Source organism: Actinokineospora sp. UTMC 2448, assembly GCF_024760565.1.
Classification (GTDB): domain Bacteria; phylum Actinomycetota; class Actinomycetes; order Mycobacteriales; family Pseudonocardiaceae; genus Actinokineospora; species Actinokineospora fastidiosa.
Window position 1 is genome coordinate 1,360,143 of the sequence record NZ_CP031087.1, and the last position, 26,533, is coordinate 1,386,675.

General features: G+C 71.9%; 24 protein-coding genes and 2 tRNA genes. 13 read left to right on the forward strand and 13 right to left on the reverse strand.

What is annotated here, in order from left to right; translation table 11 throughout:
* Positions 1–212 precede the first annotated feature (212 nt).
* The 3 genes from Actkin_RS06415 to Actkin_RS06425 all read left to right on the forward strand — a co-directional run bounded on the left by Actkin_RS06415 (position 213) and on the right by Actkin_RS06425 (position 5,291).
* Positions 213–1,430 (forward strand): DUF6801 domain-containing protein, encoded by a 1,218-nt coding sequence (locus Actkin_RS06415; RefSeq protein ID WP_189212493.1) that lies wholly within the window; start codon positions 213–215, stop codon positions 1,428–1,430.
* A gap of 187 nt (positions 1,431–1,617) precedes the next feature.
* Positions 1,618–2,823, forward strand: coding sequence for a PucR family transcriptional regulator (locus tag Actkin_RS06420; protein WP_258906357.1), 1,206 nt, complete (start codon positions 1,618–1,620; stop codon positions 2,821–2,823).
* Positions 2,824–2,981: 158 nt separating this feature from the next.
* A complete protein-coding gene (locus tag Actkin_RS06425) occupies positions 2,982–5,291 on the forward strand; it encodes an ATP-binding protein (RefSeq protein WP_258906358.1) in 2,310 nt (769 codons plus the stop codon).
* A 93-nt stretch (positions 5,292–5,384) separates the two neighbouring features.
* On the opposite strand, the gene Actkin_RS06430 is transcribed toward Actkin_RS06425, so the two are convergent.
* Together Actkin_RS06430 and Actkin_RS06435 are read right to left on the reverse strand one after the other, a co-directional pair.
* Positions 5,385–6,056 (reverse strand): DUF998 domain-containing protein, encoded by a 672-nt coding sequence (locus Actkin_RS06430; protein WP_189212197.1) that lies wholly within the window; start codon positions 6,054–6,056, stop codon positions 5,385–5,387.
* A 139-nt stretch (positions 6,057–6,195) separates the two neighbouring features.
* The gene (locus Actkin_RS06435) at positions 6,196–7,257 is read right to left on the reverse strand and encodes a lytic polysaccharide monooxygenase (RefSeq protein WP_189212196.1); all 1,062 of its coding nucleotides are present in this window, start codon (positions 7,255–7,257) and stop codon (positions 6,196–6,198) included.
* Between the two features lie 188 nt (positions 7,258–7,445).
* Here Actkin_RS06435 and Actkin_RS06440 point away from each other — a divergent pair.
* Positions 7,446–7,528 (forward strand) — tRNA-OTHER (locus Actkin_RS06440).
* A gap of 12 nt (positions 7,529–7,540) precedes the next feature.
* Here the strand turns inward: Actkin_RS06440 and Actkin_RS06445 are convergent.
* Both Actkin_RS06445 and Actkin_RS06450 read right to left on the reverse strand, forming a co-directional pair.
* Positions 7,541–8,749 carry an extracellular solute-binding protein gene (locus Actkin_RS06445; RefSeq protein WP_258906361.1) on the reverse strand — a complete coding sequence of 403 codons (1,209 nt, stop codon included), beginning with the start codon at positions 8,747–8,749 and terminating at the stop codon, positions 7,541–7,543.
* A 5-nt stretch (positions 8,750–8,754) separates the two neighbouring features.
* Positions 8,755–10,737 (reverse strand): vWA domain-containing protein, encoded by a 1,983-nt coding sequence (locus Actkin_RS06450; protein ID WP_258906362.1) that lies wholly within the window; start codon positions 10,735–10,737, stop codon positions 8,755–8,757.
* Between the two features lie 128 nt (positions 10,738–10,865).
* On the opposite strand from Actkin_RS06450, the gene Actkin_RS06455 reads away from it, so the two are divergent.
* The 5 genes from Actkin_RS06455 (at position 10,866) to Actkin_RS06475 (ending at position 16,256) form a co-directional block, all read left to right on the forward strand.
* The gene (locus tag Actkin_RS06455) at positions 10,866–11,831 is read left to right on the forward strand and encodes a cation diffusion facilitator family transporter (RefSeq protein WP_258906364.1); all 966 of its coding nucleotides are present in this window, start codon (positions 10,866–10,868) and stop codon (positions 11,829–11,831) included.
* 148 nt (positions 11,832–11,979) lie between these two features.
* A complete protein-coding gene (locus tag Actkin_RS06460) occupies positions 11,980–14,748 on the forward strand; it encodes an AfsR/SARP family transcriptional regulator (RefSeq protein ID WP_258906365.1) in 2,769 nt (922 codons plus the stop codon).
* Between the two features lie 9 nt (positions 14,749–14,757).
* The gene (locus Actkin_RS06465) at positions 14,758–15,630 is read left to right on the forward strand and encodes a class I SAM-dependent methyltransferase (protein WP_258906366.1); all 873 of its coding nucleotides are present in this window, start codon (positions 14,758–14,760) and stop codon (positions 15,628–15,630) included.
* 210 nt (positions 15,631–15,840) lie between these two features.
* Positions 15,841–16,056: a hypothetical protein gene (locus Actkin_RS06470; protein WP_229787102.1), complete on the forward strand. Its 216-nt coding sequence runs from the start codon at positions 15,841–15,843 to the stop codon at positions 16,054–16,056.
* Positions 16,053–16,256 (forward strand): cold-shock protein, encoded by a 204-nt coding sequence (locus Actkin_RS06475; protein WP_189212190.1) that lies wholly within the window; start codon positions 16,053–16,055, stop codon positions 16,254–16,256. Before Actkin_RS06470 ends, Actkin_RS06475 begins: the two co-directional genes overlap by 4 nt.
* A gap of 7 nt (positions 16,257–16,263) precedes the next feature.
* On the opposite strand, the gene Actkin_RS06480 is transcribed toward Actkin_RS06475, so the two are convergent.
* The 7 genes from Actkin_RS06480 to Actkin_RS06510 form a co-directional block, all read right to left on the reverse strand.
* Positions 16,264–16,797, reverse strand: coding sequence for a GNAT family N-acetyltransferase (locus tag Actkin_RS06480; RefSeq protein WP_229787101.1), 534 nt, complete (start codon positions 16,795–16,797; stop codon positions 16,264–16,266).
* On the reverse strand, positions 16,794–16,922 hold the full coding sequence (locus Actkin_RS06485) for a hypothetical protein (protein WP_258906368.1): 129 nt from the start codon (positions 16,920–16,922) through the stop codon (positions 16,794–16,796). The genes Actkin_RS06480 and Actkin_RS06485 overlap by 4 nt, the downstream gene beginning before the upstream one ends.
* Positions 16,923–16,956: 34 nt before the next feature.
* Positions 16,957–17,385 carry a DUF6292 family protein gene (locus tag Actkin_RS06490; protein WP_189212189.1) on the reverse strand — a complete coding sequence of 143 codons (429 nt, stop codon included), beginning with the start codon at positions 17,383–17,385 and terminating at the stop codon, positions 16,957–16,959.
* Between the two features lie 246 nt (positions 17,386–17,631).
* Positions 17,632–18,075 carry a hypothetical protein gene (locus tag Actkin_RS06495; RefSeq protein ID WP_189212188.1) on the reverse strand — a complete coding sequence of 148 codons (444 nt, stop codon included), beginning with the start codon at positions 18,073–18,075 and terminating at the stop codon, positions 17,632–17,634.
* Entirely contained in the window at positions 18,069–18,281 is a 213-nt protein-coding gene (locus Actkin_RS06500) for a hypothetical protein (protein WP_258906369.1), read from the reverse strand. Before Actkin_RS06500 ends, Actkin_RS06495 begins: the two co-directional genes overlap by 7 nt.
* A gap of 263 nt (positions 18,282–18,544) precedes the next feature.
* The gene (locus Actkin_RS06505; protein WP_258906370.1) at positions 18,545–18,850 is read right to left on the reverse strand and encodes a peptidoglycan-binding domain-containing protein; all 306 of its coding nucleotides are present in this window, start codon (positions 18,848–18,850) and stop codon (positions 18,545–18,547) included.
* A gap of 9 nt (positions 18,851–18,859) precedes the next feature.
* A complete protein-coding gene (locus tag Actkin_RS06510) occupies positions 18,860–19,438 on the reverse strand; it encodes a hypothetical protein (protein ID WP_258906372.1) in 579 nt (192 codons plus the stop codon).
* Between the two features lie 897 nt (positions 19,439–20,335).
* On the opposite strand from Actkin_RS06510, the gene Actkin_RS06515 reads away from it, so the two are divergent.
* Together Actkin_RS06515 and Actkin_RS06520 are read left to right on the forward strand one after the other, a co-directional pair.
* Positions 20,336–20,620 (forward strand): cold-shock protein, encoded by a 285-nt coding sequence (locus tag Actkin_RS06515; RefSeq protein WP_258906373.1) that lies wholly within the window; start codon positions 20,336–20,338, stop codon positions 20,618–20,620.
* Between the two features lie 13 nt (positions 20,621–20,633).
* Positions 20,634–21,197 (forward strand): hypothetical protein, encoded by a 564-nt coding sequence (locus Actkin_RS06520; protein WP_258906374.1) that lies wholly within the window; start codon positions 20,634–20,636, stop codon positions 21,195–21,197.
* Between the two features lie 771 nt (positions 21,198–21,968).
* Here the strand turns inward: Actkin_RS06520 and Actkin_RS06525 are convergent.
* Together Actkin_RS06525 and Actkin_RS06530 are read right to left on the reverse strand one after the other, a co-directional pair.
* Positions 21,969–22,044 (reverse strand) — tRNA-Arg (locus Actkin_RS06525).
* 103 nt (positions 22,045–22,147) lie between these two features.
* Positions 22,148–23,167, reverse strand: coding sequence for a LacI family DNA-binding transcriptional regulator (locus Actkin_RS06530; RefSeq protein WP_258907868.1), 1,020 nt, complete (start codon positions 23,165–23,167; stop codon positions 22,148–22,150).
* An 89-nt stretch (positions 23,168–23,256) separates the two neighbouring features.
* Between Actkin_RS06530 and Actkin_RS06535 the strand changes: the two genes are divergently transcribed.
* Both Actkin_RS06535 and Actkin_RS06540 read left to right on the forward strand, forming a co-directional pair.
* Complete coding sequence (locus Actkin_RS06535) at positions 23,257–24,414, forward strand: MFS transporter (RefSeq protein WP_258906375.1); 1,158 nt, start codon at positions 23,257–23,259, stop codon at positions 24,412–24,414.
* A 47-nt stretch (positions 24,415–24,461) separates the two neighbouring features.
* Complete coding sequence (locus Actkin_RS06540) at positions 24,462–26,447, forward strand: bifunctional copper resistance protein CopD/cytochrome c oxidase assembly protein (RefSeq protein WP_258906376.1); 1,986 nt, start codon at positions 24,462–24,464, stop codon at positions 26,445–26,447.
* The last annotated feature ends 86 nt before the right edge of the window (positions 26,448–26,533 follow it).

Here is a 26,533-nt window from a genome sequence, read left to right on the forward strand (position 1 = left end):
CAACAAGTCTTGGTTGACCTGGGGAACGAGCTTTCGGAGAATCCTTGCCCGGTCGCATTGGTGTCCGTTACCGTCGGTCCGGACAGTATCCGATAGGGCGGGAAAACCCGTCGTGAAATCGAGGTCGGCCCTTTTCGGGAGCGGACTCGTCGATTGTTTGCGTTCGTATCATCGCTGATACCTGAGGACTGATCATCGTGACTTCACGGAATGTGACCAGGAGGCTGGTGGCAGGCGGGGCGGCCTTCGCCGCCGCCGGTCTCGTCGCCGCCGGTATCGCGCTCGGCTCCGGCACGAGTGCGGCAGACCCGGTCTCGCTGACGCTGAACTACAACTGTCCCTTCCCGCTGATCGGCACCCAGCCGATCAAGGTCGTCATCAACACCGACATCCCCAAGACGACCAAGGTCGGGCAGCAGAACCCCGCGTTCGACATCGAGGCCATCACGACGGTCCCGGAGACCGCCACCCAGGGCCTGACCCTGGTCGGCGCCAAGACCGTCGAGGGCAGCGCGGTGTCGTCGGCCGAGGTCGCCGCCCCCGAGGCGACCCTGCCGGTCAACGTGCCGATCACGGTGGAGAAGACCCCGATCCCCGCCTCCGGCGCCTTCGACGTGCGGGCCACCGGCCAGACCCCGCCGCTGACCTTCAGCAAGGCGGGCCCGGCGAAGATCACCGTCAACGGCCTCAAGCTGACCCTGACCCCGCGCACCGCGGACGGCTCGGAGACCGGCCTGGGCACCTTCGACTCGGTCTGCACCCTGGCCCCGGGCCAGAACAACGAGCTGGCCACCATCGAGATCCTGCCCGGCGACAGCAACCCGCCGACCAGCACGACCACGACGGTCCCCCCGACGACCACCACCACGACGACCACGACGCAGCAGCCCCCCACGACGACCACGACCCCGCCCAACAACGGCGTGCGGGTGTCGTACGACCTCAAGGGCGTGTCGAACCTCAAGGGCATGCTCACCGGCCCGGTCCCGCTGTCGGGCACCTTCGACGCCAACGCCGACCTGGCCAAGGGCGTCTACACCGGTGACCTGAAGCTGAACAGGACCTCCGGCACCTTCAAGATCTTCGGGTTCCTGGAGTCCAAGGCCGACATCGAGTTCGTGCCGGTCGGCCAGGCCAGCGGCACCGTCGCCACCGGCGCCATCACGTTCAACGGCAAGCTGACCGTGAAGCTGCCCAAGGTCTCCCTCTTCGGCATCCCGATCAGCCAGGAGCCGACCTGCCAGACCGTCACCCCGTCCGACATCAGCCTGAAGTCCGTCGGCAACTTCGACGTCCTCAAGGGCGGCAAGATCGCGGGCACCTACGGCCTCTCGGCCGTGCAGGGCTGCGGCGGGCTGAACGACTTCATCAGCCCCTTCGTCCAGGGCAACGGCCACACGATCGACATGGACCTCACCATCAAGCAGTGACCTGATCAGCGAGCGGGGCCCCACCGGACACCGGTGGGGCCCCGTTCCGTGTTACCCGGGTACTGGGCCATACGTCGCAATCTCGGTAGTGCGTACGTACAAGTACGGATGTGCGCCGCGTCACCGGTGCGGCACGGTTGCCCCATGGCGGTGAAGCCGAGCCGCCCGCAATGACCGGAGGCAGAGGATGAGCGCGACACCCGTCCTGGAGCACCGCGGTCCGACTCCGGACCAGTCCTTCGCCGAGCGCCTGCGCCGCGAGGTGGTCGGCGAACTCGGCCAGGCGATGCCGGAGGAGTCCGGTGAGCTGGCCAGCGTGGTCGACCCGCTCGTCGAGACCATCCGCACCACGATCCTGTGCTGCCTGGACACCATGACGAACCCGCGCGGCCTGGCAGGCGACGACTGGTCGGCGGTGTTCCGCGCCCGCCGCCGCGAGCTGGTCAAGAGCTGCCGCCCCGACCTGCTGGTCTGGGCCTACCGCATCGGTGGCCAGGTGGCGTGGCGGCACGCGTCGCACTACGCGCGCACCCGGCGCATCCCGGCCGCCGCGGTCGCCCGCGGCGCGGAGGTCATCTTCGCCTACCTCGGCGAGCTGTCCGGCCTGACCGGCGCGACCCAGGCGCGGCCGGTCTCGGGCGCGGCGGCCCGGCGCAGGCTCGTCCGGCTGATCATGGCCGACCCGGCGCCCGCGCCGGGGCAGCTCACCGAGGCCGCCCGCGAGGCGGGCTGGGCGCTGCCCGCCGCGCTGCGCGTGGTGGCCCTGCGCCGCCCGGCCACCGGCGACCAGGGCGTTCCCGCCGACCTGCTGCGCGAGCACCTGGTCGACACCGAGAGCGCCGAACCCTGCCTGCTGGTCGCCGACACCGTCGACGTCCGCGGCCTCGCCGTCACCCTGCGCACGGCGCTGCCCGGCTGGACCGCGGCGATCGGCCCGTCGGCCGCCCTGTCGGAGGTGCGCTCGTCGCTGCGGGTGGCCACCCGGGCGCTGGACCTGGCCGCGCGCGAGCTGATCCCCGCCGACGGCGGCGTGGTCGACTGCGCGGAGCACCGGCTCACGCTGGCGCTGTTCGCCGACGAGTACCTCATCGCCGAACTCGCCGAGCGGCGGCTGGCCCCGCTGCGCGATCTGACCGCGCGCAGGCAGGACCGCATGCTGCGCACCCTGCACGAGTGGCTGGCCAGCCAGGGCAGGGTCACCGAGATGGCGGCCAGGATGGGCGTGCACCCGCAGACCGTGCGCTACCGCATCCACCGCCTCGAAGAGCTCTTCGGCGACCAGCTCGCCGACCCGCGCGGCCGGTTCGAGCTCGAGCTCGCCGTGCGGGCGGCCGTCCTCAAGCAGCCCGGGGAGGGTACGGACACCGAGATCGGCGCCGCGAGCGCTTCCTGACCACCGGTATGGAGCGGCGGCCTAACCCTGTGGGCCGCCGCTCCTATATAGAGGTGTTATCCCTCCCCTTGGGAGAGTGATTGCGCGAACCTATGGCCCATCCGTCAGAATGCTTGTCCGACGGACGGGCGGGTGGTGCGCGAGTGTCAGGTGCTGGGGTGCGGCGGTCCGGGGCGGGGCCGCTGCCTGCCGAGGCGACGACCTATGTCGGCAGACGACAGGAGATCGCCGAGGTCAAGCGCCTGCTCGGGGCCGGACCGCTGATCACCCTCACCGGGCCGGGCGGTGTCGGGAAGACCCGGTTGGCAGTGCGCGTTGCCGATTCGGCGCGCGCGTCCTTCGGCGAGCGCGTCGTGTTCGTCGGTCTGGCCGACCTGCGCGAGGAACGGCTGCTGGCCAGCACCGTCGCCGAACGCCTCGGCATGGGCGACCGCTCCACCAAGGCGCCGCTGGACCGCATCGTCGACCAGTTCCGCGACCAGCGGCTGCTGCTGGTGCTGGACAACTGCGAGCACATCGTCGAGGCGTGCGCGGTGTTCGTGGACGCGCTGCTGGCCGAGTGCCCGCACCTGGTCGTGCTGGCCACGAGCCGCCAGTCGCTCGGCGTCGCCGCCGAACGCGTGGTGCCGGTGTCGCCGCTGGCGGTGCCCGAGCCCGGCGAGAACGCCGCCGCCCTGGCGTCCTACGACGCGGTGCAGCTGTTCACCGAGCGGGCGACGGCGGTGGTGCCGTCGTTCGAGATCGATGAGGACAACGCGCGCGACGTCATCCGGCTGTGCAAGGCGCTCGACGGGCTGCCGCTGGCCATCGAGCTGGCCGCCGTCCGGCTGCGCTCGCTGTCGGTGCGTCAGCTCGCCGACCGCCTCGACAAGCGCTTCACCCTGCTCACCCGGGGCAGCAGGGGCGCGCCGAGCAGACACGAGACGCTGCGCGCGCTCATCGACTGGAGCTACGAGCTGTGCGACGAGCAGGAACGGCTGCTCTGGGCGCGCGCGGCGGTGTTCACCGGCTCCTTCGACCTCGACGCCGCCGAGCACGTCTGCTCCGGCGGCGGCCTCGACCGCGGCGCCGTGCTCGACCTGCTCGACGCGTTGCTGGACAAGTCGATCCTGCTGCGCGAGGAGCACGACGGCGTCGCCAGGTACCGGATGCTGGAGACGGTGCGCCAGTACGGCGAGGACCGGCTGCGCGCCAGCGGCCACCTCACCCGTCAGCGGCTGCGCCACCGCGACTGGTACCGCAGGCTCACCGCGCGCTTCGCCGAGGAGTCCTTCGGCCACGACCAGACGGCGTGGCTGGGCCTGTTCATCGCCGAGCACGCGAACCTGCGCGCCGCCCTGGACTGCTGCACCACCGATCCCGACGAGGCCGCCATCGGTCTGCGGATCTTCGTGGACCTGCGGGAGTACTGGCTGCTCAGCGGGCACAACACCGAGGCGCGGCTGTGGGCGAGCGCGCTGCTGGACATGGCGGCGGCCGACGCGCCCGCCCGCGCGCACGCGCTGGTGTTCTACGGCTTCCTCGCGCTGATCCAGGGCGACCGCCCCGCCTACGAGTCCGCCTTGGACGACGCCGCCAAGCTGGCCGACGTCCGCGGCGACGAGAGCGCCCAGGCCTACGCCCTGCACATCCGCGCGTACGCCGCGCTCATGGGCGACGAGAGCGAGCTGGCCGCGGAGCAGTTCGCGCAGGCCGCCGACCGCTTCCGCGTGCTCGGCGACGAGGCGGGCGAGCTGTGGGCGACGTTCAACTACGGCCTGGCGATCGGCCGCATCGGCGACCTGGCGCGCGGCCGGGAGGTGCTGGACGACGCCATCGTCCGCTACACCGACCGAGGCGAGGTGTTCTGGCGCTCGTGGGCCCTGTGGTCGCGCAGCGCGGCGGAGTACCTGCACGGCGACATGGAGGTGGCCCGCCAGGCCGGGCTGGACGTGTTGCGCCTGCAGCGCACGGTCGACGACCGCGTGGTCATGGCGTTCACGTTCACCGTGCTGGCAGGCTGCGCCACCCACCAGCGCGAGCCGGTCCGGGCGGCCCGCCTGCTGGGCGCGGCGAGCACGCTGTGGCAGGCGCTGGGCGCGTCCCCGGCCAACTACGTGGCCTTCGTCGAGCCGATGCAGCGCGACATCGGGGTCGTCACCGGGGAGATCGGCCCGCAGGCCGCTGCCGAGGAGTTCATCGCGGGCACGGCGCTGTCCATCGACGACGCCCTCGCCTACGCCCTCGGCGAATCCACCGAGGAGGAGCCCGAGCCGGAGCCCATGCCCAACCCGCTGACCGCCCGCGAGATGCAGATCGCCGAGCTGGTGGCCCAGGGCCTGACGAACCGCGAGATCGCCACCCAGCTCGTCATCGCCCCCCGCACGGCGGACACCCACGTCGAGCACATCCGCTCCAAGCTGGGCTTCAGCAATCGCACCCAGATCGCGGCCTGGGTGGCGGAGACCCGCCGGGCGAAGGCCGGATAGCGGCGGAGCCGAACACCTCCGTTTCCAGCGCAGCCCAACGCCTTCGACATGACAACGCCCTCGGCGGGAAGCCGAGGGCGTGTCCACAGTGGATCAGACCGCCGGTTGCCCCACCGCCGTGCTGCGGTCGCCGCCGGTGTCCGGGAGGATCAGCTCGCCCTTGGTGAGCCAGGCGGTGCCGAAGGCGAAGGTCGCGGCGAACTCCAGCCACAGCGCGGGGCGCAGGGCCTCGGTCTGCTCCTGGAAGAACAGGCCGAGGATCACCATCAGGGCCAGGGACGCCAGGATCACCACGCCGGAGAGCACGTACACCCCGTTGCGCTTGACCTTGCGCTCGGTCGTCGGGTCCTCGCCCGTGGAGCGGCGGAACAGCACCAGGCAGAAGTACGCCAGCGACAGGAAGAACACGCCCGCGAACGCCAGGTGCAGCACGGCGAACACCTCGTCGGACGCGGTCGCGCCGCTCGGCGGTGCGGTCGGGAACAGCGCGACCCCGATGGCGGCCACGGCGGCGATGTTGCTCACGAGGTCGTCGACGGGTGCGTAACCGCGGTAGGACAACAGGAACACGCCGATCGCGCACATGCTGCCGACGTACACGTCACGCAGGTCGCTGTAGTAGTAGCCGCTGATCGAGTGCAACAGCCGCCCGTCGATCAGGTACTGCCCGAGGACCAGGACCACCGGCAGGGCCATGCCGATGAGGCCGATCGCCCGGCGCAGGTAGAGATAGGAGTGGACGAGGTTGTCGTGTATGGGGCTCATGGCCGCCTCCCGACCTGAAGAAGCCGATAACGGATATATCGGCACAGACGGGTCGCGATGTAACCCCCTCACCCGATCGGACGCAGGGGTCCGGCCCGGCGGACCGCGTCGCCCGCCGGACCGGACCGGTCAGCCCTGATCAGGGGCTGGTACAGGTGAGCGTGGCCGCACCGCTCGTCCCGCCCGCGGTGAAGCCGAACGACGTGGAGCCGCCCGCGGCGATGGTCCCGTTGTAGGACGCGTTCTTCACTTGCACCGTCGACCCGCTCGTGGTCAGCGAGCCGTTCCACACCTGGCTGATCGTCTGGCCGCTGGCGAGCGTCCAGCTCACCGTCCAGCCGTTCACTGTGGACGCTCCCGCCCGCACGACGACCTCGCCCTGGTAGCCGCCGCCCCAGGAGTTGGTGACCTTGTGCTCCGCGGTGCACGCCCCGCCGGTCGGCGGCGGGGTGGTGGTGGTCGGCGGGGTCGTGCTGCTCGGCGGGGTGGTCGGGTCGCCGTCGCGGCCGACGCCGGTCACCTCGCCGTTGCCGCCGTCGAAGACGACGTCCGAGCAGTTGTAGAAGGTCTCCGTGCTGTCCGAGCGCGACCACACCGAGTAGATGATGTGGCGGCCGGACTTGCCCGTGGGCAGGTTGCCGCTCCAGTAGTAGTGCCCGTCGTTGGTGCCCACGGCGCCCCGCTGCGGCGGGTTGGTGACCCGCAGGAACGGCTGCTCCTCGATGTCGGCCCAGCTCAGCGGCCGGGTGGGGCTCCAGCTGTCCTTCGTGACGTACATGGAGAAGGTGCCGGGGTGGTGGGCCCAGTTGCTGTAGCGCCAGTTGAAGTTGGCGCCCGCGGTCAGGTGGGTCACCGGGTAGTCGGCGCGGGCGATGTCGAAGCCCGCGAAGGTCGGGTTGTTGGCGCTGCACAGCTTCCCGTCGGGGATGAACCCGCGGGTGCGGCCCGCGCCGTCCGAGCGGAGCGACCCGAACCAGTTGTAGAGCGCGTTCGTGCCGCCCGCGTCGACCGCCGCCTTGCAGGCCGGGTTGATCGGCACGATGTTGCCCTGCGGGCTCAGGCCGTCCTGCCAGCACAGGTACGACCTGGCGCCGGGCGCCATCATCGCGCCGTGCGCCGATGCCGGGCTGACCGCCACGACCAGCCCGACGGCGGTGGCCACCGCCGCCGCGGCGCTGAAGAGCGCAAGCTTCCGTCGCATCCTCACCGTTGTCCCTTTCGCGATACCTCGTTGTGTCGGTGCGGGAGTTTGGGAGCGCTCCCAGAAGCAGTCCAAGGGTAGCCCGATCAGTCGGATATGTGAATACCCGATGACGGCCGGGGGCGGTCAGCCGTCGATCAGCCCCTGGTCAGCGGCCCCCGGCAGACTGGGTTCCAGCAAGGCGAAAGGGAGAGGTGCCCGGAGCGGCTTATCGGGTTCCTGCTCGCAGGAAGGGCCTCGGCCCGCGCAGGTTCGAATCCTGCCCTCTCCGCACATCCGCCCGCTATCTGCCCTCCAGACAGCGGGCGAGCCGGTCCACCGCGTCCGGTGGCAGGGATCCCGTCACCAGCAACTCGCGGACGACGCCGCGCAGGCACTCGCTGAACGCGGTGTAGTGCGGGGTGACCGGGCGCAGTCGCGCGTTCTGGATCGCCGTCTCCAGCGTCTTCGCGTACGGATAGCGGGAGGTCACGGCCGAGTCGAGGTAGATGATGTCGCGGGTCGCGGCCAGCCCGCCGCGCTCGAAGAGGATCTGCTGGCTGCGCGGATCGGTCAGGAACTCGATCAGCTCCTGGGCCGCGCGCGGGCGCTCGGACTTGGCCGCCACGGCCAGGTTCTGCCCGCCCAGGACGCTGCCGCCGGGCAGCGGCGTGACGCCGAACTCGACCGAGTGGCCGAGCGTGCGGTAGGCGACGGGCCAGTTGCGCATGAACAGCGCCTGCCCCGCGCCGAAGGCGTGCGTGCTGGCCAGCTCGTCGAATTCCAGGGACGCCTGGAGGTTGACGTCGGCGTCGCGCACGTCGTCGGCGAGCCTGCGCAGCGCGGCCTGGGCCTCGTCGGAGTCCAGGGCCACCCGACCGTCGGCGCCGACGACCTCCCCGCCCGCGGCCCACACGGCCTCGTGCACCGCGACCGTCAGGCCCTCGTAGTCGGCCAGCTGCGTGGTCAGCCCGGCGCGCATGCCGTCGGGCTTGGCCTCCTCGATGGTCTCGCGCATCTCGGACGCGGTCTCCGGCGGCACGTCCACGATGTCGCGCCGGTAGTACAGCAGGCCCGCGTCGGTGTTGAACGGCAGTCCCCAGAGCTTGCCGTCGTAGCGGCAGGTGCGCAGCGGCTTCTCCAGGAAGCCGGTCGTGTCCGCGTCCTCCAGCGGCCGGATGAAGCCCGCGTCGGCGAACTCGGCCATCCAGGTGACATCGAGGTTGTAGATGTCGACCTGCTCGGCGCCGGACTGCGCGTGGGCCACCATCTCGCTGTGCGCCTGGTCGGCGTTGGCGGGCAGCTCGACGATCCGGGCGGGGTTGGCGGGCCGGATGTCGTTCCACTGGTCCACCAGCGCCTGCCGCTGCCCGCCCTCGCTCTGGTCGAGGCCGCTGAGGATCACCAGCTCGCCGTCCTCCACGCCGTCGCCGCCCGCGAGCGCGGGCACGACGTACTGGGTGGCGACCATGGTCACCAGCACGCCGATGACGAACCCGATGACGAGCCGCATCCCGTTCACCCCCACAGCTGCCGGAACAAATCGGTCAGCGCCCGGTCGACCGAGCCCGGACCGGCGTGCAGGCACGCGCCGTCGGTGGCGCGGGTGAGCGCGGCGAACGTCGATGCGCATGCGGCTTCCCCCATCGCGATCACGAATACCCGTACGTCCTGGCCGCGGACGGCGTCGAGCAGTTGCGCGGCGGTCATCCCGCCCGCGGTGTCGTCGCCGCCCGCGAGCACGACCAGCGCGCCGATGCGGCGCTCGTCGCCGGGCCCGACCGCCGCGACGCCCTCGGCGACGGCCCGGTGCAGCGGCGTCGTCCCGGCGGCGGACAGGTCGGGCAGGCGCTCGTCCGCCGCCTCGGCCACGGCGTCGCGCGGCCCGAACGGGACGAGCGGGCGCACCCCGTCGCCGGAGTACGTCCACAGCCCGACCACGTCGTCCGGGCCGAGCAGGTCCAACGCCGCCATGACGCCGCCGGACGCGGCCGACAGCCGGGTCCGCCCGCCCGCCTCCGGCGTGCCCATCCGCTCGGAGGTGTCCAGCGCGAGCAGGACCCGCCCGGTGCGCTGCGCGTTGTCGTGCAGGGCGCGGACGGCGGCCTCCCGCGCGGCGTCGGGCTCGTCGCGCATCGCGGCCACGTGGGGGCCGGTGAGCGCGCCGTAGTGCCTGCTGAGCAGTTCGCCCGCCTCGGCGTCGTTCGTGCGCAGCCCGGTGTCGTTCAGCGCCGCCTGGCCCTGCGGGGTGCCGAGCCAGTCGCCGAAGGCCCGCGCGGCGCGCGCGGCGGGCGAGTCGCCGTTCCACCCGATCGCGGCGAAGGTGTGCCGGACGCGGAAGGTGTCGCTCGGGTAGTAGGCGATCAGGCAGCCGGGGGGAGCCTCGGCGCTCGCGCAGTTCGGCAGCGTCACCCGGGCGTCGGTCCGGGTGAGCGCGTTCGACCGGACGAGCGCCTGTTCGGCCACGATCAGGGCGGTGGACGGCTTGTCGCGGGCGCGGTGGGTCTGCAGCAGGAGCGGGCCCGGCGCCAGCGGGAACCCGTCGCGGTCCGCCGAGCGGCCGACCCAGCGCTCGCGGACCCGTGCCTGCGCGGCGGGCAGCAGCCCTCGGTCGGCGGTGCTCAGCAGGGCGTCGGTGGCCAGCAGCCCGATGCCCGTGGTCGTCGGGTAGGGCCGCACGACGCCCAGCCCGCCCGCCTCCGCGGCCCGCAGCAGGTCGTGCCAGGTGGCGGCGTTGGGGTCGATGCCGCCCAGCCGGTCCACCGCGCCCACCGGCACCCCGAGCACCAGCGGCGACCAGCCGATCTCCCGGTCGCCGTCGACGACGGGGTGGCGGCGGTCGGTGTCGGCCAGGGTCTGCCGCAGCCGGGCCAGGTCGCTCGGCGCGGTGGTGATGAGCACGTCCGGATGGGGCCCGTACTCGCGCACGTAGTCGGCGGTCCACCCGACCCCGAGACCCTTCACGGCCCGCTCGGGCGCCACGGGGTAGACGGCGACGTGCGTGGTCGGGCAGCCCAGCGACTCCTCGGCGGTGTGCCGCTCGTAGGCGTCGGCTACCTCCCGGTACAGCTCCACGTCGTCCGGCGGGGTGGCCACCCGCAGCTCGATCGGATGTTCGCAGCCGTAGATGAGGAACCGTCCATAAGCGACGGCAGGTGGGGTGCCGATCCAGACCACCGCGGCGGCCGCCGCCACCCCGGCGGTCCAGGCGACCATGCGCGTCCAGAGCCTGCGCGAGCGGCCGCTCACCCATCTGCGCAGCTTCGACAGCACAGGCGCGCGCAGCTGCGAGCCGCCTGCGGCCACCAGCACGGCCCCGCCGATGAACTGCAGCCACGCGCGCAGCGAGGTCAGGGAGTTGGCGGACAGGGCCATCAGGATCTCGCCGAGCATCATCAGCGCGACCCAGCCCAGCTGGGACCGCTCCGGTTTGTGCTCGTCGGTGCTCAACGTCGAGGACACCTTCCCGCGCGGGAACCCGTGCACCCAGAGACCTACCATATGCCTCCACCCAGGTGGCGGAGTTCACTCGCTGTCACCCGATCGGCGGCTATCCAGTCCGTGCCATCACCCGAGGACGGGCGGTCGGCCCGGCCGCTCTGTCCACTGTGGTCGACTACCATCGGGCCATGGCCAAGAGCGGGAGCACGCTGACGGTGGTGCTGGCGGGCGCCATGAACCTCGCGATCGCGGTGTTGAAGCTGATCGCGGGCCTGGTCACCGGATCGGCGGCCATGCTGGCCGAGGCTGGCCACTCGGTGGCCGACACGCTGACCGAACTCCTGCTGCTGACCGCGCTGCGGGTCTCCGGCCGCCCCGCCGATCGTCGTCACCCGTTCGGGTACGGCAAGGCGCGCTACTTCTGGTCCCTGCTCGCCGCGGTCTCGATCTTCGTGTCGGGCGCGGTGTTCGCGCTGTACGAGGGGTTCTCGACGGTCTTCGGCGAGCCGGAGGAGCAGACGTCGCCGCACGTGGCCTACGTCGTGCTCGCGATCGCCTTCGCCCTGGAGTCGGTGTCGTGGCTGCAGGCGCGCCGCCAGGTCAGCCGGGAGGCCGCGGCCGCCCACCGCACCTTCTTCGTCCACTTGCGACAGAGCGAGGACCCCACGTCGAAGACCGTGCTCTACGAGGACAGCGCCGCCCTGGCGGGCCTGCTGCTGGCGTTCGCGGGCGTCGGCATGCACCAGCTGACCGGCTCGTCGGTGTGGGACGGCGTCGCGTCCGTGGCCATCGGCGTCCTGCTGGCGTTCGTGGCCTACCTGCTCGGGCGCACCAACGCGGGCCTGCTCATCGGCAGGCAGGCAGCGCCCGACCTCGTCCACGCCCTGCGCGCCGCCCTGGCCGCCGCGCGGGAGGTCGAGGCCGTCGTCGACCTGCAGACGATGCTCATCGGCACCGACCGCGTCCTCGTCTGCGCCCGCGTCGACTTCGACGACGCGCTGGGCGCGGCGGAGCTGGAGCGCGCCTGCGTGCGCATGGCCACCGAGCTGCGCGCCGCGCACCCGGCCGTCGCCGAGGTGTTCATCGAGCCCGTGCCCCGCACGGACCAGGAGCTGCGCGCCGCCGTCCTGGCCCGCTACGGCGAACTCGACTGAGCGGGGGCCCGGCCAGCGAGACCCCCAAAACCCGCTGGACGGGCGCGTGCCAGCGTGGCAGGGGCCGTCCTCGGATCGTCCCTGCCCGGTCCCCGTCACGGCGGTACGCTGATCGTTTCCACGGCGTCGAACGCGGGGGAGGCTCCAGGTGCGGGTCCGCGTCCTCGGGCCGCTGCAGGTGGTGGCGGGCGAGCGGGAGGTTCCGGTCAGCGCGGCGCGCTCGCGCAAGGTGCTGGCCGCGCTCGCGCTGGCGGCCGGGCAGCCCGTCTCGCTCGACCGGCTCATCGACGCGGTGTGGCAGGCCGACCCGCCTGCGACGGCCGCCAAGCAGATCCGCAACACCGTCTCCGACCTGCGCCGACTGCTCGCCGCGACCGCCGCGGTCCCGCCCACGCCGACCGGGTACCGGCTGGCCGTGGAGACCGACGTCGGCGCGTTCGCCGAGCACCTGGCCCGCGCCCGCGCGCACGCTTCCGAGGGCCGCGACGCCGACGCGGCGGGGGAGTACCGCGCGGCGCTGGCGCAGTGGCGGGGGCCCGCGCTGGCCGACGTCGCCGTGCCCGCGCTCGCCGCGCAGGTCGCCGGGCTGACCGAGCAGCGGCTGGTCGCCATGGAGGAGTGCGTCGAGCTGGAGCTGGCGCTGGGCGCGCCCGGCCTGGTCCGGGAGCTGACCGCGCTGGTGGCCGAGCACCCGCTGCGGGAGCGCTTCGCCGCCCAGCTCATGACCGCCCACCTGCGCGACGGCGCGCACGCCGAGGCGCTGACCGTCTACGAGACCGTCCGCAGGGCGCTGGCCGAGGAGCTGGGCATCGATCCCGGCCCCCGGCTGCGCGGCCTGCACGCCCGGATCCTGGCCGACGACCGGCCAGCGCCCGTGCCCGCGCGCTGCGACCTGCCCGCCGACGCCACGCACTTCACCGGCCGCGAGGCGGAGCTCCGACGGCTGCTCGACGCGGCGGGCGGCGGCGGCGCGGTCGCCATCTCGGCGATCGACGGCATGGCGGGCGTCGGCAAGACGGCACTGGCCGTGCACACCGCGTACCGCCTGATGGACCGCTACCCGGACGCCCAGCTGTTCATCGACCTGCACGCGCACACCCCGGGCCGCGACCCGCTCCCGCCGCAGGTGGCGCTGGACAAGCTGCTGCGGGCCATCGGCGTGCCCGGCGAGCGCGTCCCCGACGACGTGGAGGACCGCGCCGCGCTGTGGCGGGCGGAGCTGGCCCGGCTGCGGGCCGTCATCGTGCTGGACAACGCCGCCGACGCCGAGCAGATCCGCTCGCTGCTACCGGGGCGCTCGGCCAGCCTCGCCCTGGTCACCAGCAGGCAGCGGCTCACCAGCCTCGACAACGTGTGCCTGGTGTCGCTCGACGTGCTCCCGCCCCAGGACGCCCGCGCGCTGTTCGCGGGCGTCGTCGGCCACGAGCGGGTGGGCGCGGAGCCCGACGCCGTCGACGAGGTCCTGCGCCGCTGCGGGTACCTGCCGCTGGCGATCCGCATCGCCGCGTCCCGCCTGCGGCACCGCCCCTCCTGGACCGTGGCGCACCTGGCCGCCCGGCTCGGCGAGTTACCGACCGGCGTCGCCGCCGCGTTCGCCCTGTCCTACCGGCACCTGAGCCAGCGCGCGCAGCGGCTGTTCCGGCTGCTCGGCCTCATCCCCGGCCCCGACATCGACCTCTACGCCGCCGCCGCGCTCGCCGGGCACCGGCCCGAGGAGACCACGGCGGTCCTGGACGAGCTGGTCGACGCCCACCTGCTGCAGGAGCCGCTGGTCGGCCGGTTCCGGTTCCACGACCTGCTGCGCTCCTACGCCGCGGAGTCCGCCGCGGGCGACGACCGCCGCGGCGCCCTGACCAGGCTGTTCGACTTCTACCTGCACACCGCGTCCGCGGCCATGGACACCCTGGCGCCCACCGAGAAGCCGCACCGGCCCAGCCTGCCCCCGTACGACACCCCGCGCCCGGCGCTGACCGAGTACCAGGCCGCCCTGCGCTGGCTGCGCGCGGAGAACGCGAACCTGGTGGCCGTCGCCGACGCCGCGGCCGCCGATGGCTGGCACCGGCACGCCTGCCACCTCTCGTCCACCCTGTGGCGCTACTTCCACGTCTCCGGCAAGCAGAACGACGCGCTGGCGCTGCACGCCCACGCCCTCACCGCCGCCCGCGCTGCCGGTGACCGCCTGCTGGAGGCCGAGACCCTGGCCAGCCTCGGCTACGTCGGCTGGTGGCTGGGCCGCTACCGGGAGGCCATCACGCACTGCCGCGCCGCCGTGGCGGTCGCCAGGGAGACCGGCAACCTGGCCCTGGAAGGACGCGCGCTGCACGCGCTGGGGCTCGTGCACTGCAGGCTCGAACAGCACGCCGAGGCGCACGCGGTGTTCACCAGGATGATGACCGTCGCCCTCGACAGCGGCGACCGGATCCTGGAGGCGTACGCGCTGCGCGGTCTCGGCGACGTCCACAACAGACTCGGCGAGCACGGGCAGGCGCTGTCCTGGCTGGGCAAGGCGCTGAGCCTGGCGGAGGAGACCGGGAACCGCAGCGCGGAGGGCTTCGCGCTCAACGGCCTCGGCGACGTCCACCGCCGCATCGGCGACCACGCCACGGCCGCCGACTACCAGCGCCGCGCGCTCACCACGGCCAAGCAGACCGGCAACCGCAACGTCGAGATCCGCGCGCTGAACGGGCTCGGCGAACTCCCGACCACCGGGTACGACCAGGCCATCGGCTACCACCGCCGCGCGCTGGCGCTGGCCGAGACCGTCGGCGACCGCTTCGAGCAGGCCCGCGCGCACCAGGGCCTCGCGGGCGTGTACCGCGCGCTGCGCTACGCCGACGAGGAGCGCCGCCACGCCGATGCCGCCCGTGATCTCTACACTGATCTCGGCATCCGCGCACCGGGTGAAGTGCCTGCCTGAGGGGGGACCATGGCCGGTCACGTTGCCGACTCCACCGCCGAGGCGGCGACGCTGCTGCGCGCCGCTGGCGCCCTCGTCCCCGATCGGGGGCTGCGCGGCCCGGACACCATGGCCGCCCGGTTCATCCCGTGGTCGGCGCGGGCGGGCGCGCTGGTCAAGGTGCCCGTCGTCCGCTCGCTGCTGGTCCGCGCCCTCCGCAGGGCGTGGCCGGGCGCGCTGTGGTTCGAGGTCGTGCGCACCCGGCACATGGACCAGGTGCTGCGCGACGAGGTGGCCGACGGCGCGGCGCAGGTCGTCATCCTCGGCGCGGGCTTCGACTCCCGCGCGTACCGCATGGCGGAAACCCTTGCGGCGACAACGGTCTACGAGGTCGACCACCCGGACACGTCCGCGCGCAAGCGCGAGCGCCTGCGCGCCGTGGTCGCCGAGATCCCCGCCAACGTGCGCTTCGTGACCGTCGACCTCAACCACCAGGATCTCGCTGAGGCGTTGGCGGACAAGGGTTTCTCGCCGACGGCCCGCACGGTGGTCATCTGGTCCGGTGTCGCGCCGTACCTGACGCCGGACGGCGTCGAACTCACGCTGCGCTGGATGGCGACGCAGCACCGGGACAGCGCCATCGTGTTCGACTACTGCTGGCAGGAAGTGCTGGACGGCACCTCGACCAACGAGAACGCGCTCACCGTCGCCCGCTGGGTCGCCACCAGGGGCGAGCCGTGGCGCTCCGGCATCCCCGAGGGCCGCACCGCCGAGTACCTGGCCCGCCTCGGGCTGCGCGTGGCCGAGGACCTGACCATCCCCGAGGCCCGCGCCCGGCACCTCGGCGAGCGGCCGGTCCCCATCTGGGACTTCGGCGGCTTCGTCGTCGCCCGGCCCGCCTGATCGCGTCGCGCCCGACCGCGGGCCCCGCCCTTGGGGTACAGTCGGCCGGGTTGGGACATCAGCTCTCGGCACCCGGCCTGCGCGGTGTCCCAATCCAGTCCGGCCAGGTGGTTCTCCGGCCGGGGACGGGAGCACCGGCTTGTCGCCGGACCATAGCCCGCTTTCCCACGATCAGCCCCCTTCCACCGCCGCTGCGCGGCGGAGAGTCCCGTGAGCCGCGTCAAGCGGTCCGCCCTGTCCCGGGGCACCGCTCCGCTCGCCTTCGCCGAGGCGCGGGCAGCCGCCTGCCAGGCCGAGGCGGGCGTTCGCGCCCAGGCCGCCAAGACCGTGGCGGGCCATTCCCTCGATGCGGGCGACTGCGACGAACTGCTGCGCATGCTGGGCCTGATCGATCCATTCCGCACCACAGGAGGACACAGCCGATGACTCAGGGAACCGTGAAGTGGTTCAGCGGCAGCAAGGGCTTCGGGTTCATCTCCCCGGCCGAGGGCGGGGAGGACCTGTTCGTGCACCACTCCCAGATCGAGGGCTACGACTTCCAGGGCCTCCCGGACGACCAGGCGGTGGAGTTCGAGGTCGGCACGGGCCGCAAGGGGCCGCAGGCCATGGGCGTGCGCGTCCTCTGAGCCCCGGCTAGGCCGGGGGCCGCTGCCCCTCGGGGGCGAGGCGGTCGAGGTCGGCGGCGCGCAGCCGGAACACGCGAAGGTCCCGGTCGAAGTACTTGCGCGTCTCGCCGACCCAGGACATGCCGTTGCCGCGGATGGCCGGGGCTTCCCGGCCGTCCTCGGGACGGACCACGGTGAACACCTCGTCGATGTCGTGACGGAACGCCCACGTCGCGAGGGCGAAGGTCACCTCGCCAGCGAGCTCGTCGTCGCCGCGGACGTCCGGGTGCGGGTGCCAGCCGATCTCCAGGTCCTCGTTGCCCGGCGGCAGGGGCAGCACGACGGCGCCGCCGACGACGCGGCCGTCGCGCTGGATCGCCCAGCGGCCGGTGGGCGGCGGGCGCTCCTCGGACTCCCACTGCCGCAGCAGCGCGCGCATGCCCGCGATGTCGGCCACGCGCTCCAGTTCGGGGCTGTGGTCGACGCCGTAGACGGCCAGCGCGGCGGCCGCGTCCTCCGCGCGCCAGGCGCGGAACACGACCGGCGGGTATCCGGTGGTCAACGGCTGGCCGCGTGCTTGAAGCAGGGGACCGGGGTGGCCTCGGGCTTGGCCGCCTGCTGCGTGGTGCTCTCCGTCGCCAGGTGGCTGAACACGACGGGCGGCACGGGGTTCTTCTCGGCTGTCATGGATTCCTCTTCGTCGTTGATGCGCAATGGACTGTCAGCGGGTGCGGCGGTGCAGGCGCGCGGCGAGGTCGCCGCGGTCCGTCCGGGCTGCGGGGATGGCCCCTGGCCCGGCCTCAGCGTCGCCTGCCGCCTTCCCCAGGGATTCGGCGACGAACCGGGCGACGGCCTCCGGCGCGGGCACCGAGTCGCCGCCCATCCGGGACAGCACGATCGGGGCCTCGGCGGGCGCGGTCTCGACCGAGACCACCCACCCCTGGGACTCCTCCCAGGCCAGCATGACGTCCCGGCCGGGATGCCCGGCCGACCGGCAGTTCAGCGCCACATACGCGGTGACCGTGTCCGTGACCTCCCAGTTCACCCCGTCGGCGGGAACGCCGACCGTGTCGGCGACCGCTCGGACATAATCGGCGAGTGCTTGGGCCAGAGCGTGTGCGTGTGCGCTTGCCTGCGCGGTCTGTGTCATGTGCTGGTCCTTCCCCGGCCTCGCCGCGTGCCCGCGGCTCCCGGGGTTGTCACGAAAGCGGCCGAAACCATGAACAGACCGCGATGAGTGGCTATGCCGATGCGTGATCGGCGCCGTGGCTCCCGTTGAGGGGGATTCGGTTGAGAACGCGCTGTTCGTACGCGCAGCCAACCCGATCGCCAGTGTATCCCATCGGGGCCCGCGGAGCGGATCACCAAGCCGGCGTGACGGCGTGTCCGCGCGTTTCTAGACGGCGTCCGGCCCCACCGCCGGACGCGCAGGCGTCCGCGCGCACGCGAGGCAGGCCTTGAGGAAGTCGTTCAGCACCCGCAGCAGCCAGGTCAGCTTCCCGAGCCGACGCCGCATCACCTCCGTCCGCGCCTGACACGCCCTGGCGTACTGCGTCCACGCGTCATCCCCGGCCCGCTCAGCGGCCAGGGCGAGCTTGTCCCAGGCCGCCTCTTCCTGCACCAACGCCTGCTCGAAGTCCAGAACCCCCGCCACGAACGCCGCCGTGCAGGGCGCCAGCGCCGCCACCCCCAACAGCCCCACCGCAACCGCCCCGACCGGCGTCTCCGGCAACCCGTCGCGGAAGGCGTAGATCACCCCACCCAACGGGAGCGCGGCCGCCAGCGCCGACGCCAGCGCAACCGCGGCCGCCTTCTTCTGCGTCCGAACGGCCTTCAGCACGTCATACTCCAACTGAGCCCGCTCCCCGGCGTCCAGCCCACCCCCGCCGCCAGCAGCTCCCACCACCCCGCCTGCAGGCCCTCCGCCGGCTCCGCCCGCTGGGCCTCCGCCAACCCCGCCCGCTGGCCCTCCACCGGCTGCGGCTGCGGGGTCTCTGCCAGCTTCGTCCGCTGGGCCTCCGCCAGCCCCGCCCGCTGGGTCTCCACCGGCTCCGTCCGCCGGGTCTCCGCCAGCTCCGTCCGCTGGCTCTCCGCCAGCTCCGCCTACCGGGCCTCCATCGGCCCCGCCCACCCCCGCCGCCGGTGCTCCGCCGCCTCCCGCTCCGGCTGCCCCGTCGACTGGTGCCGGGACGGCTCCGCCGCCTCCGACCGCTGGTGCTCCGCCGACTGCCGCTTCTTCCCCGCGGCCCGGGGACTCGATCGCCGAACCTTCGGGACTCGACAACGGGCTGCCCATCATGGCCTCCTGGTCAGGCGGTTTCCGGCGGCGTCAAGGCGGCGATCACCGCGTCGTGGTCGGCGAGGTAGGCGTCCACGTCGATGCCGTAGAGCTTGAGGAACTCCTTCGCGCTGTCCTCCGTGCCGTCGAGGACGAGCAGGTCGCGCAGCACCGGGTGCTCGTCGAAGTCGATCACCACCGTCTCCTCGGCCTGCCGGGGCGCTGGCTTGGCCAGCAGCTCCCACGTCTTCGGCCCGGCCACGCCGTCCCCCGACAGCCCCTTGTCCAGCTGGAAGGCCGCGAGCCGGGCCTGCAGCTCCGGTGACATCTCCGCCATCGCGTCCTCCTAGTACCCGTGGGCCCTGAGCTGCCGGTCGAGGTATTCCACCCACTCGCCGCTGTCCCCGAGCCGCACCTCGGGGAAGGCCTCCGGGTCGGCAGCGACGTCGACCCCGTGCCGCCGGAACACCTCGGCCTTGTCCGCCGAGCCCTCGGCCTCCACCACGAACCCCTCGGCCCGCTCCGCCACCCCACGCGCGCCCGCCTCGTGCAGGAACCAGTCCCGGAACTGCGCCCAGTCCTCCTCGCGCCCACTCCAGACCGGCCCGCACTCGGCGAGGAAGTCCGCCCACTCGCGCTCGGAGGCCCGCGCCAGTTCGAGGTAGAGGTCCGTCAGCGAGTCCCCGTACTCCTGAACCCGCGCCACGACCCACCCTGGATCGCCTGCATAGGTGACGTACTCGACGAACCGCTCCACCGCGTACTCGTCAACCGACTCACCGACAGCCCGCTCCCGCAACCCGTCCCGGAACGCGTCCCAGTCGTCCCCCACCGGCTCGGCGCACAGGACCTCGAACCACCGCCGAACCTCACCCACGTCCGCGATCCCCACCACCCGGACCGCCCCAGCCACCACGTCGTCCATCGGTCCCCACCCATCCGCGATCGGAGAGTCGAACACCTGGCCCCAGCCAAGCTACGACGCCCCCCACGCGAACGGACGCCCGTTCATCCGGACTTTCGGGCACCCATCCACCACCCACCGCCCGCCCTAAAGACCGCGTCCGCATACCCCAACGACGAACACGCCGAATGATCAACGGGAGTTCGACCGCGAACTTACTATCTCTCGGCTTAGCGGTACTTCTGCGGACGGCGCGAAAGCCAGCCACTATGAGTGCGGTGCCCTCTACGGCTCCCTCCCGAACTTGCCAAGGTAGACCGTCTGCCGGGCCGCAGCGAAAGATCGTCAGATCTAGGGGTCGGCCTGGCGCGTGACTTCCGTCGCCCCAACTGACGTATACGAGGCATGCTCTCCCGGTGCGCACGACACGCAGAGCGCGCTCAGGGCGTATCGTTCACAGCCGCTACGAAGTCAGCGATGAGACGTTAGCCCAGCTCTGGCGGCTGGCGGCACCGTTCGCGCCCACTTCGAGCTGGGGCGGTCACCCTCGTCGGAGTAATACCACTTACGAACTCGGCAGGCAACTGCCGCGCCACGCCCGACACGATCGCGTCTAGCGGTCGACCCTCCTCCGGCCAAGGCGGGTAAGCGATGAGCCACGATCACGCTTGCCCCGTCTGCCACCTGCAGTTATCGCTACGGTTGCCAATGTGCGGCCGGCTTGGTGAACGTCAACGGGCACTTAAACGGCCTTCCCGGTGCTTGTTAAGACCAGCCGAAGCGGGCTGCAGTGTTGCGCTCCGCTTGCAAATTTAGTACGCACCACCCTAACAGTCGCCAACACCCGTCGGGGTTGACAAGGCGACACGAACAGCAATACGTTCGAATCACTGGGGAGGAATCGTGTACAGTTCTCGCATGTCAAGTCTCGATAATGCTAGGACTTATACTGGGGTGGTCGCAGAATGGCACGAGGATGAGGGGTGGGGTGTAATCCACTCGTCGGACCTCGATCGTCTAGTATGGGCCCATTTCTCGTGCATCGATTCCTCAAGTCACAGAGTCGTCGAAGCTGGGGGATTTCGGGTCTTGAAGCAAGGTGATCGGGTTCGGTTCACCGTTGAGCAAGCAGACCAGGATGGATTCCAGTTGCGTGCGACGTGGATAACCACTGAGGGACCTAATGAAGAATCGAGCTCTTAAGCTCGTCGGAACTGTGGTCGGCGCGTTCGTAATGGTGGCCACCTTGGTCGCCCCCGCGAACGCCTCCGGCCAGTTTTATCACACGTTTACCACCGCGAACCCATACTTCCAGTCTACCGATGGTCGCGGTACATTCACGGCTCAGGCGCGGACAAAGCCTGGGTATGCGGTGCCCTTGGCTTGGTCCTGGCAGATCGCGCCGAGCCTGCAGGCGATCGCGACTGGCAACATGACCTGTACTGCGGGGCACCACCAGATCAAGGTCTACAGGGATTACCACCCGAATGTCCCGGTCAGCTACCTGTGGCACTCCAGCTTCACCGGAAGTTGGTCTGACAACACGAAATACGACCTGTGGGGCGAGTGCGTCTTTCCCGTCTACTCCGGGGGTCGGCCCGGAACAGCTCGTGTATCTTTTGTCTTCCATTACTCACTGTTCTGCGGGCCTTGCGGGCTGACCTCCGAGTCTGAGGACGCGCCAGTTCGGGTTCCCGACATGGACGAGGGCCTCGTTCCCACCGAACCAGCAGATGAGGCCGAATTCTCTTCGTCGGTTGTCATCATCTACGACGCCTAAGGGTAGAACGATGCGTACTCCCACACAGTGAAGGCTTAGGAGTGGATACGCGACAAAAGGAAGGTAGCTAGGGTAGAGACAGCGGTATGCGTGGGCGCTCTCCATGTGTGCCGCTGTTCTCTTGCTGTGACGCGCGTGGTGCAGTCCATAAAAACTATAACGGCTAGTAGTTAATGCCAAACTCTGGCAGGGCCACAGCGGCTATGGCGGTCGCCGTGTGATGCGTTAAGCCTGTATGGCCGATAGCCACCCGCCCTTACCCGCATCTTGTTAGGGTGTACCTGCTCGTCGGCCTACTTGGCAGGAGGGCCGAGCGGGCTTAATGAACGCGGCTAGGTCTTTCTGGCGTATCAGGGTCGACGAGCCCTGTTCTTCCGACACCAGTGGCTTACCGGGGGCGGGGCTCGTTGCCGCGTCCGGCGGGCCACGGGGGTTGCTTCGCGAGTTGCTTCTTTCCGATGACCGTCCGCGTGAAGCGACGAAATCCTATTACCTTCCTGTCTTGGCGATCAGGCGGAGATCGCGGTATTCCGTGTGTCCTTACTCACCCTCAAGCAGCAGGATGCTCCAAGGGGTGGAGGAACTGTTCGACCCGGTGAGGGGGCAGCACGCTGAGCTGTCCAAGGGCGAGCACCAAGCGGGGGTGCCGACCGAGGGTTGCGGCTCGCGCAAGGGAGTGATCACGAAGAAGTCCCAGCGCACTTAGTGCAGCTGGGGCCTTCGCCCTGATCACTTCGTTCCCCGGGTGGCCGGGCTTGAGAGGGATGTCCGTGGTGCCCCCGGCAGGACTCGAACCTGCGGCCAAGAGCTTAGAAGGCTCCTGCTCTATCCGCTGAGCTACAGGGGCGTGGGACGACTGCCCCGTCGCTGGAGGGTAGCCGTCTCGAAGGGTGTGATCGCCGGAAGCGGCCCGTCCGTTTCTCCGTCGAGCCGGTTGGGTGACGAAACCGTCATCTGGGGGCGGTCGAGGCCCGCTCCACCAGCGTGGTCGGAAGGGTCCGGCTGGGGCCGGGTCTTGCGCCGTCGAGCAGGGATATGGCCAGCTCAGCGGCTATGCGCCCCTTGTCGACAAGATCCTGTCTGACGGTCGTGAGCGGCGGATCGGCCCACTGGGCGGCGGGGGTGTCGTCGAAGCCCACGAGGGTGAGGTCCTCGGGCACGCGCAGTCCCAGGTCGTGTGCGGCGCGCAACGCCCCCAGCGCCAGTTCGTCGGACATGCACAGCAGCGCTGTGGGCCGCGGGACCTGCCGCAGCAGCCAGTGGGCGCCCTCGCGCCCGTGGTCGCGCAGGCAGCCGGGCGTCTCCCACACCGGCGGCGCGTCCAGCACCGACACGTACCCCGCCATCCGCTCCCGCGTCACCCGGTACCGCGAGGTCGCCACGCGCTCGGCGGACGGGGGGCCGCTCACGCCGTCCGCGTGCAGGGCGAACGCCAGCACGCCCACGTCGCGGTGGCCCAGCCCGACCACGTGGGACGCCGCCAGCGCGGCGCCCGCGCGGTCGGCGACGTCCACCATCGCGGACCCGGGCAGCACCGGCTGGTCGATGACCACCAGCGGCAGCCCCCGCCGCTCGACCTCGACGAGGGCCGCGCACTCGTCTGGCAGGGAGTACGCGACGGCGACGTCGGCGTGCGCCCGCGCGACGCTCTCGCGTCGGGGGCCGCCCTCGACGCCGGGCATCAGCAGCATGGAGCGCTCGACGTCCAGGGTGTCGGCGAGGCTGTCCAGCACGATCGACAGCGCCGGGTCGGAGAACGCCGCGGACAGCCGCGAGCCGAGCATCACCGCCACCGCGCCGCCGCTGCGCGTGGCCAGGCTGCGCGCGACCGGGTCCGGCCCCGCGTACCCCAGCGCCGCCGCCGTCATGATGATGCGCTCGCGCAGCGACGCCGAGAGCTGATCAGGGCGGTTGTAGGCGTTCGACACCGTCGCCCTGGACACACCCACTTCGCGAGCCACCGTGTCCAGGGTCGGCCGTCGTTCCCGTCCCACCCCCCAAGCCTAACGGTCGGCTAAATCACGCGACCGCTCTGAAGCGCTTCAGTTAGCATGGCCGCGTGGTCGCTGTCCTCGTCTTCTTCGCCCTGAACGGTGTCGTGTTCGGCTCGTGGGCCTCACGCGTGCCCGCGCTCGCCGCCCAGATCGGCGCCCAGGAGGGCGCGCTCGGGCTCTCGCTGCTCGGCGCCAGCGTCGGCATGATCGCGGCCGCGTCGGTCACCGGCAGGCTGACGGCGTCCTTCGGCGCGCGCCGGGTGCTCGGCCTCTCGACGCTGGCCAGCGCCGCCGCGCTCCCGCTGCTCGGGCTCGCCCCGTCGCCGCTGGCCCTCGGCCTGGCGCTGGTCCTGCTCGGCGCCTGCGTCGGCACCTTCGACGTGGCGATGAACGTCGCCGCGGTGACCGTCATCCGGGCCACCGAGCGCCCGATGATGCCGATCTTCCACGCGTCGTTCAGCTTCGGCGGCCTGCTCGGCGCGAGCGGCGCGGCGGTGGCCGCGTTCGCGGGCCTCCCGCCCTTCCAGCACCTGCTGATCGTCAGCGGGCTGGTCGTGGTCGCGCTCGCGGTCTTCGTGCGCCAGGTGTCCGACGAGGTCCGCCCCGCCGAGGCGGTGACCACCTCCACCGGGCCCGCCGCGTTCCGCAGGCCGGTGCTCTGGCTGCTCGCGGGCGTCGCCCTGTTCTCCGCGGTCGCCGAGGGCGCCAGCGCCGACTGGTCGGCCCTGTTCGCCGCCGAGTACCGGGGGATGAGCGAGGCGTCCGCGGCGATCGTCTACGGCGTCTTCTCCATCGCCATGGCCGTCACCCGGCTGTTCGGCGAGCGGGCCCAGCGCCGCTTCGGGCCCGAGCGGCTGCTCGTCTTCGGCGCGCTGGTCGGTGGCGGCGGGCTGATCCTGACCGCGCTCGCGCCGTCGGCCGTGGTGACCTTCGCCGGATTCGCCCTGGCGGGCGTCGGTCTGGCGTACATGTTCCCGGTCGCGCTCGACCTCGCCGCGGCCGCCGGGCGCCGCGCCGACGGCACCGGCGGCGAGCGCGAGCTGGGCTTCGTCACCACCATCGCCTACAGCGGGTTCCTGGCCGGACCGCCGTTGGTCGGCGGCATCGCGCACCTGTCGGACCTGGCCGTCGCCCTCGGCGTGGCGGGCATGATCGCCTGCGCCATCGCCCCCACGGCGCTCGCCGCGCGGGCGGCGGCCAAGCGGGAAGCCGTCACTGTGTGAAACACGTGCTCTCGGCTCGCGATCACCGGCGCACTACTCTGCCAAGAGTGGACAAGCCCCAGCGTGCGACCGGCGTCGTCGGACTCATCGCCGTCGGGATCGGGCTCGCCGCCACCCTGGCCGCGCTCCTGGTCTCGCTCTCCGGCGACGGCCTCTACGACCTGCTCGGCCTGCCCACCCCCGACGCCTTCACCCGGCACGGCCTGACCGTCGTCCGGGTGCTCGCCGAGGTCGGCAGCGTGATCACCATCGGCTCGCTGCTGTTCGCCGCGTTCCTCGTGCCCCCGCAGAAGTCCGGCGTGCTCGACGTCGGCGGCTACGGGGCGCTGCGCTGGGCGGGCGGCGGCGCGCTGCTGTGGTTCGTCGGCGCGCTGCTGTCCGCGCCGTTCCTGGCCGCCGACGCCGTCGGCCGCCCCGTCCTCGACATCCTGTCGGCGGACACCCTGCTCTCCCTGGTCGGCGCGCTGTCGCAGGCCCAGGCGTGGCTGCTGACCGCCGCCATCGCGCTGCTCGTCTTCGTGGGCACCCGGTTCGTGCTGACCTGGGGCTGGACGACCGTGCTGTTCGGCGTCGCCCTGATCGGGATGACGCCCGTCGCGGTCACCGGGCACTCGTCGAGCGGCGGGTCGCACGACATGGCCACCAACAGCCTGCTGCTGCACCTGGTCGCGGCCGCGCTGTGGGTCGGCGGGCTGATCGCGCTGCTGGCCCACGGCAGGCGCGCGGGCGCGAACCTGCCGCTCGCCGCGACCCGGTTCTCCAGGATCGCCCTGGTCTGCTGGATCGTCATGGCCGGGTCCGGGGTGATCAACGCGCTGGTCCGGCTGCCCCTGGCGGACCTGTTCACCAGCACGTACGGGCTGCTGGTCGTGGCGAAGGGCGCGGCGCTGCTCGTGCTCGGCGTGTTCGGCTACTTCCAGCGCGAACGCGGCGTGAAGGCCGTCGTCGAGAAGGGCGCGGGCGGACCGCTGATGCGGCTGGCCGCTGGCGAGGTCCTGCTGATGCTGGTCACCTTCGGCCTGGCCGCGGGGCTCGCCCGCACGCCGCCGCCGGAGTCGGCCATCGTCGTGCCCGACCGCGTCGAGCTGGCCCTCGGCTTCCCGCTCAGCGAGCCGCCGACGGTGAGCACCCTGCTGTTCGACTGGCGCTTCGACCTGATCTTCGGCACGCTCGCGCTCGCCCTCGCCGGGCTGTACCTGCTCGGCCTGCGCAAGCTGCGGGCGCGGGGGGTGGCGTGGCCGGTCGGGCGGACGGTCGCCTGGCTCGCGGGCTGCCTGGTGATCCTGTTCGCCACGTCGTCGGGCTTCGGCAAGTACGCGCCGGCGATGTTCAGCGTCCACATGCAGACGCACATGATGCTGTCGATGCTGGCCCCGATCCTACTGGTCCTGGGCGCGCCGATGACGCTGGCGCTGCGCGCCCTCCCGGCAGCGGGCTCCGACGCCCCGCCAGGGCCCCGGGAGTGGCTGCTCGCGCTGGTCCACTCGCCGGTCTCGCGCGCGCTGACCAACCCCGTGGTGGCGCTGGTGCTGTTCATCGGCTCGTTCTACGGGCTGTACCTGTCGGGGCTGTTCGACTCCGCGCTCCCGCAGCACTGGGCGCACCTGGCGATGAACGCGCACTTCCTGATCGTCGGCTATCTCTTCTACTGGCCGGTGATCGGCGTCGATCCGGCGCCGCGGAGGCTGCCGCACCTGGGCAGGCTTGGTCTGGTGTTCGCGTCGCTGCCGTTCCACGCGTTCTTCGGCGTGGTCCTCATGGGCATGCAGACGGTGATCGGGGAGGCGTTCTACCGGGGGCTCGCGCTGCCGTGGAACTCCGACCTGCTGGCGGATCAGCGCCTCGGCGGCGGCATCGCGTGGGCGTCGGGGGAGATCCCCCTGCTGGTCGTGCTGATCGCGCTGCTCGTGCAGTGGGCGCGGGCCGACGACCGCGAGGCCCGGCGGTCGGACCGCCGCGTCGATTCCGGCGATTCGGACGAACTCGAGGCGTACAACGCGATGCTGAAGAAGATGGCGGACCGGAAGCCGTAGTTATCCACAGGTCGCGGATCGCGGTGGCGAGCGGGATCGCCGCCCGGCCAACCTGGTCTCAGCGGGCCCGACGCGGGCCCGGCGAC

Coding starts and splice junctions, on each gene's coding strand:
- Actkin_RS06430 (WP_189212197.1), bottom strand. CDS start 6,056: ATGAGCCCCATACACGACAACCTCGTCCACTCCTATCTCTACCTGCGC.
- Actkin_RS06445 (WP_258906361.1), bottom strand. CDS start 8,749: ATGCGGCTCGTCATCGGGTTCGTCATCGGCGTGCTGGTGACCATGGTC.
- Actkin_RS06435 (WP_189212196.1), bottom strand. CDS start 7,257: ATGCGACGGAAGCTTGCGCTCTTCAGCGCCGCGGCGGCGGTGGCCACC.
- Actkin_RS06455 (WP_258906364.1), top strand. CDS start 10,866: ATGGCCAAGAGCGGGAGCACGCTGACGGTGGTGCTGGCGGGCGCCATG.
- Actkin_RS06490 (WP_189212189.1), bottom strand. CDS start 17,385: ATGACACAGACCGCGCAGGCAAGCGCACACGCACACGCTCTGGCCCAA.
- Actkin_RS06420 (WP_258906357.1), top strand. CDS start 1,618: ATGAGCGCGACACCCGTCCTGGAGCACCGCGGTCCGACTCCGGACCAG.
- Actkin_RS06505 (WP_258906370.1), bottom strand. CDS start 18,850: ATGGCGGAGATGTCACCGGAGCTGCAGGCCCGGCTCGCGGCCTTCCAG.
- Actkin_RS06515 (WP_258906373.1), top strand. CDS start 20,336: ATGTCAAGTCTCGATAATGCTAGGACTTATACTGGGGTGGTCGCAGAA.
- Actkin_RS06450 (WP_258906362.1), bottom strand. CDS start 10,737: ATGGTAGGTCTCTGGGTGCACGGGTTCCCGCGCGGGAAGGTGTCCTCG.
- Actkin_RS06475 (WP_189212190.1), top strand. CDS start 16,053: ATGACTCAGGGAACCGTGAAGTGGTTCAGCGGCAGCAAGGGCTTCGGG.
- Actkin_RS06510 (WP_258906372.1), bottom strand. CDS start 19,438: ATGGACGACGTGGTGGCTGGGGCGGTCCGGGTGGTGGGGATCGCGGAC.
- Actkin_RS06485 (WP_258906368.1), bottom strand. CDS start 16,922: ATGACAGCCGAGAAGAACCCCGTGCCGCCCGTCGTGTTCAGCCACCTG.
- Actkin_RS06465 (WP_258906366.1), top strand. CDS start 14,758: ATGGCCGGTCACGTTGCCGACTCCACCGCCGAGGCGGCGACGCTGCTG.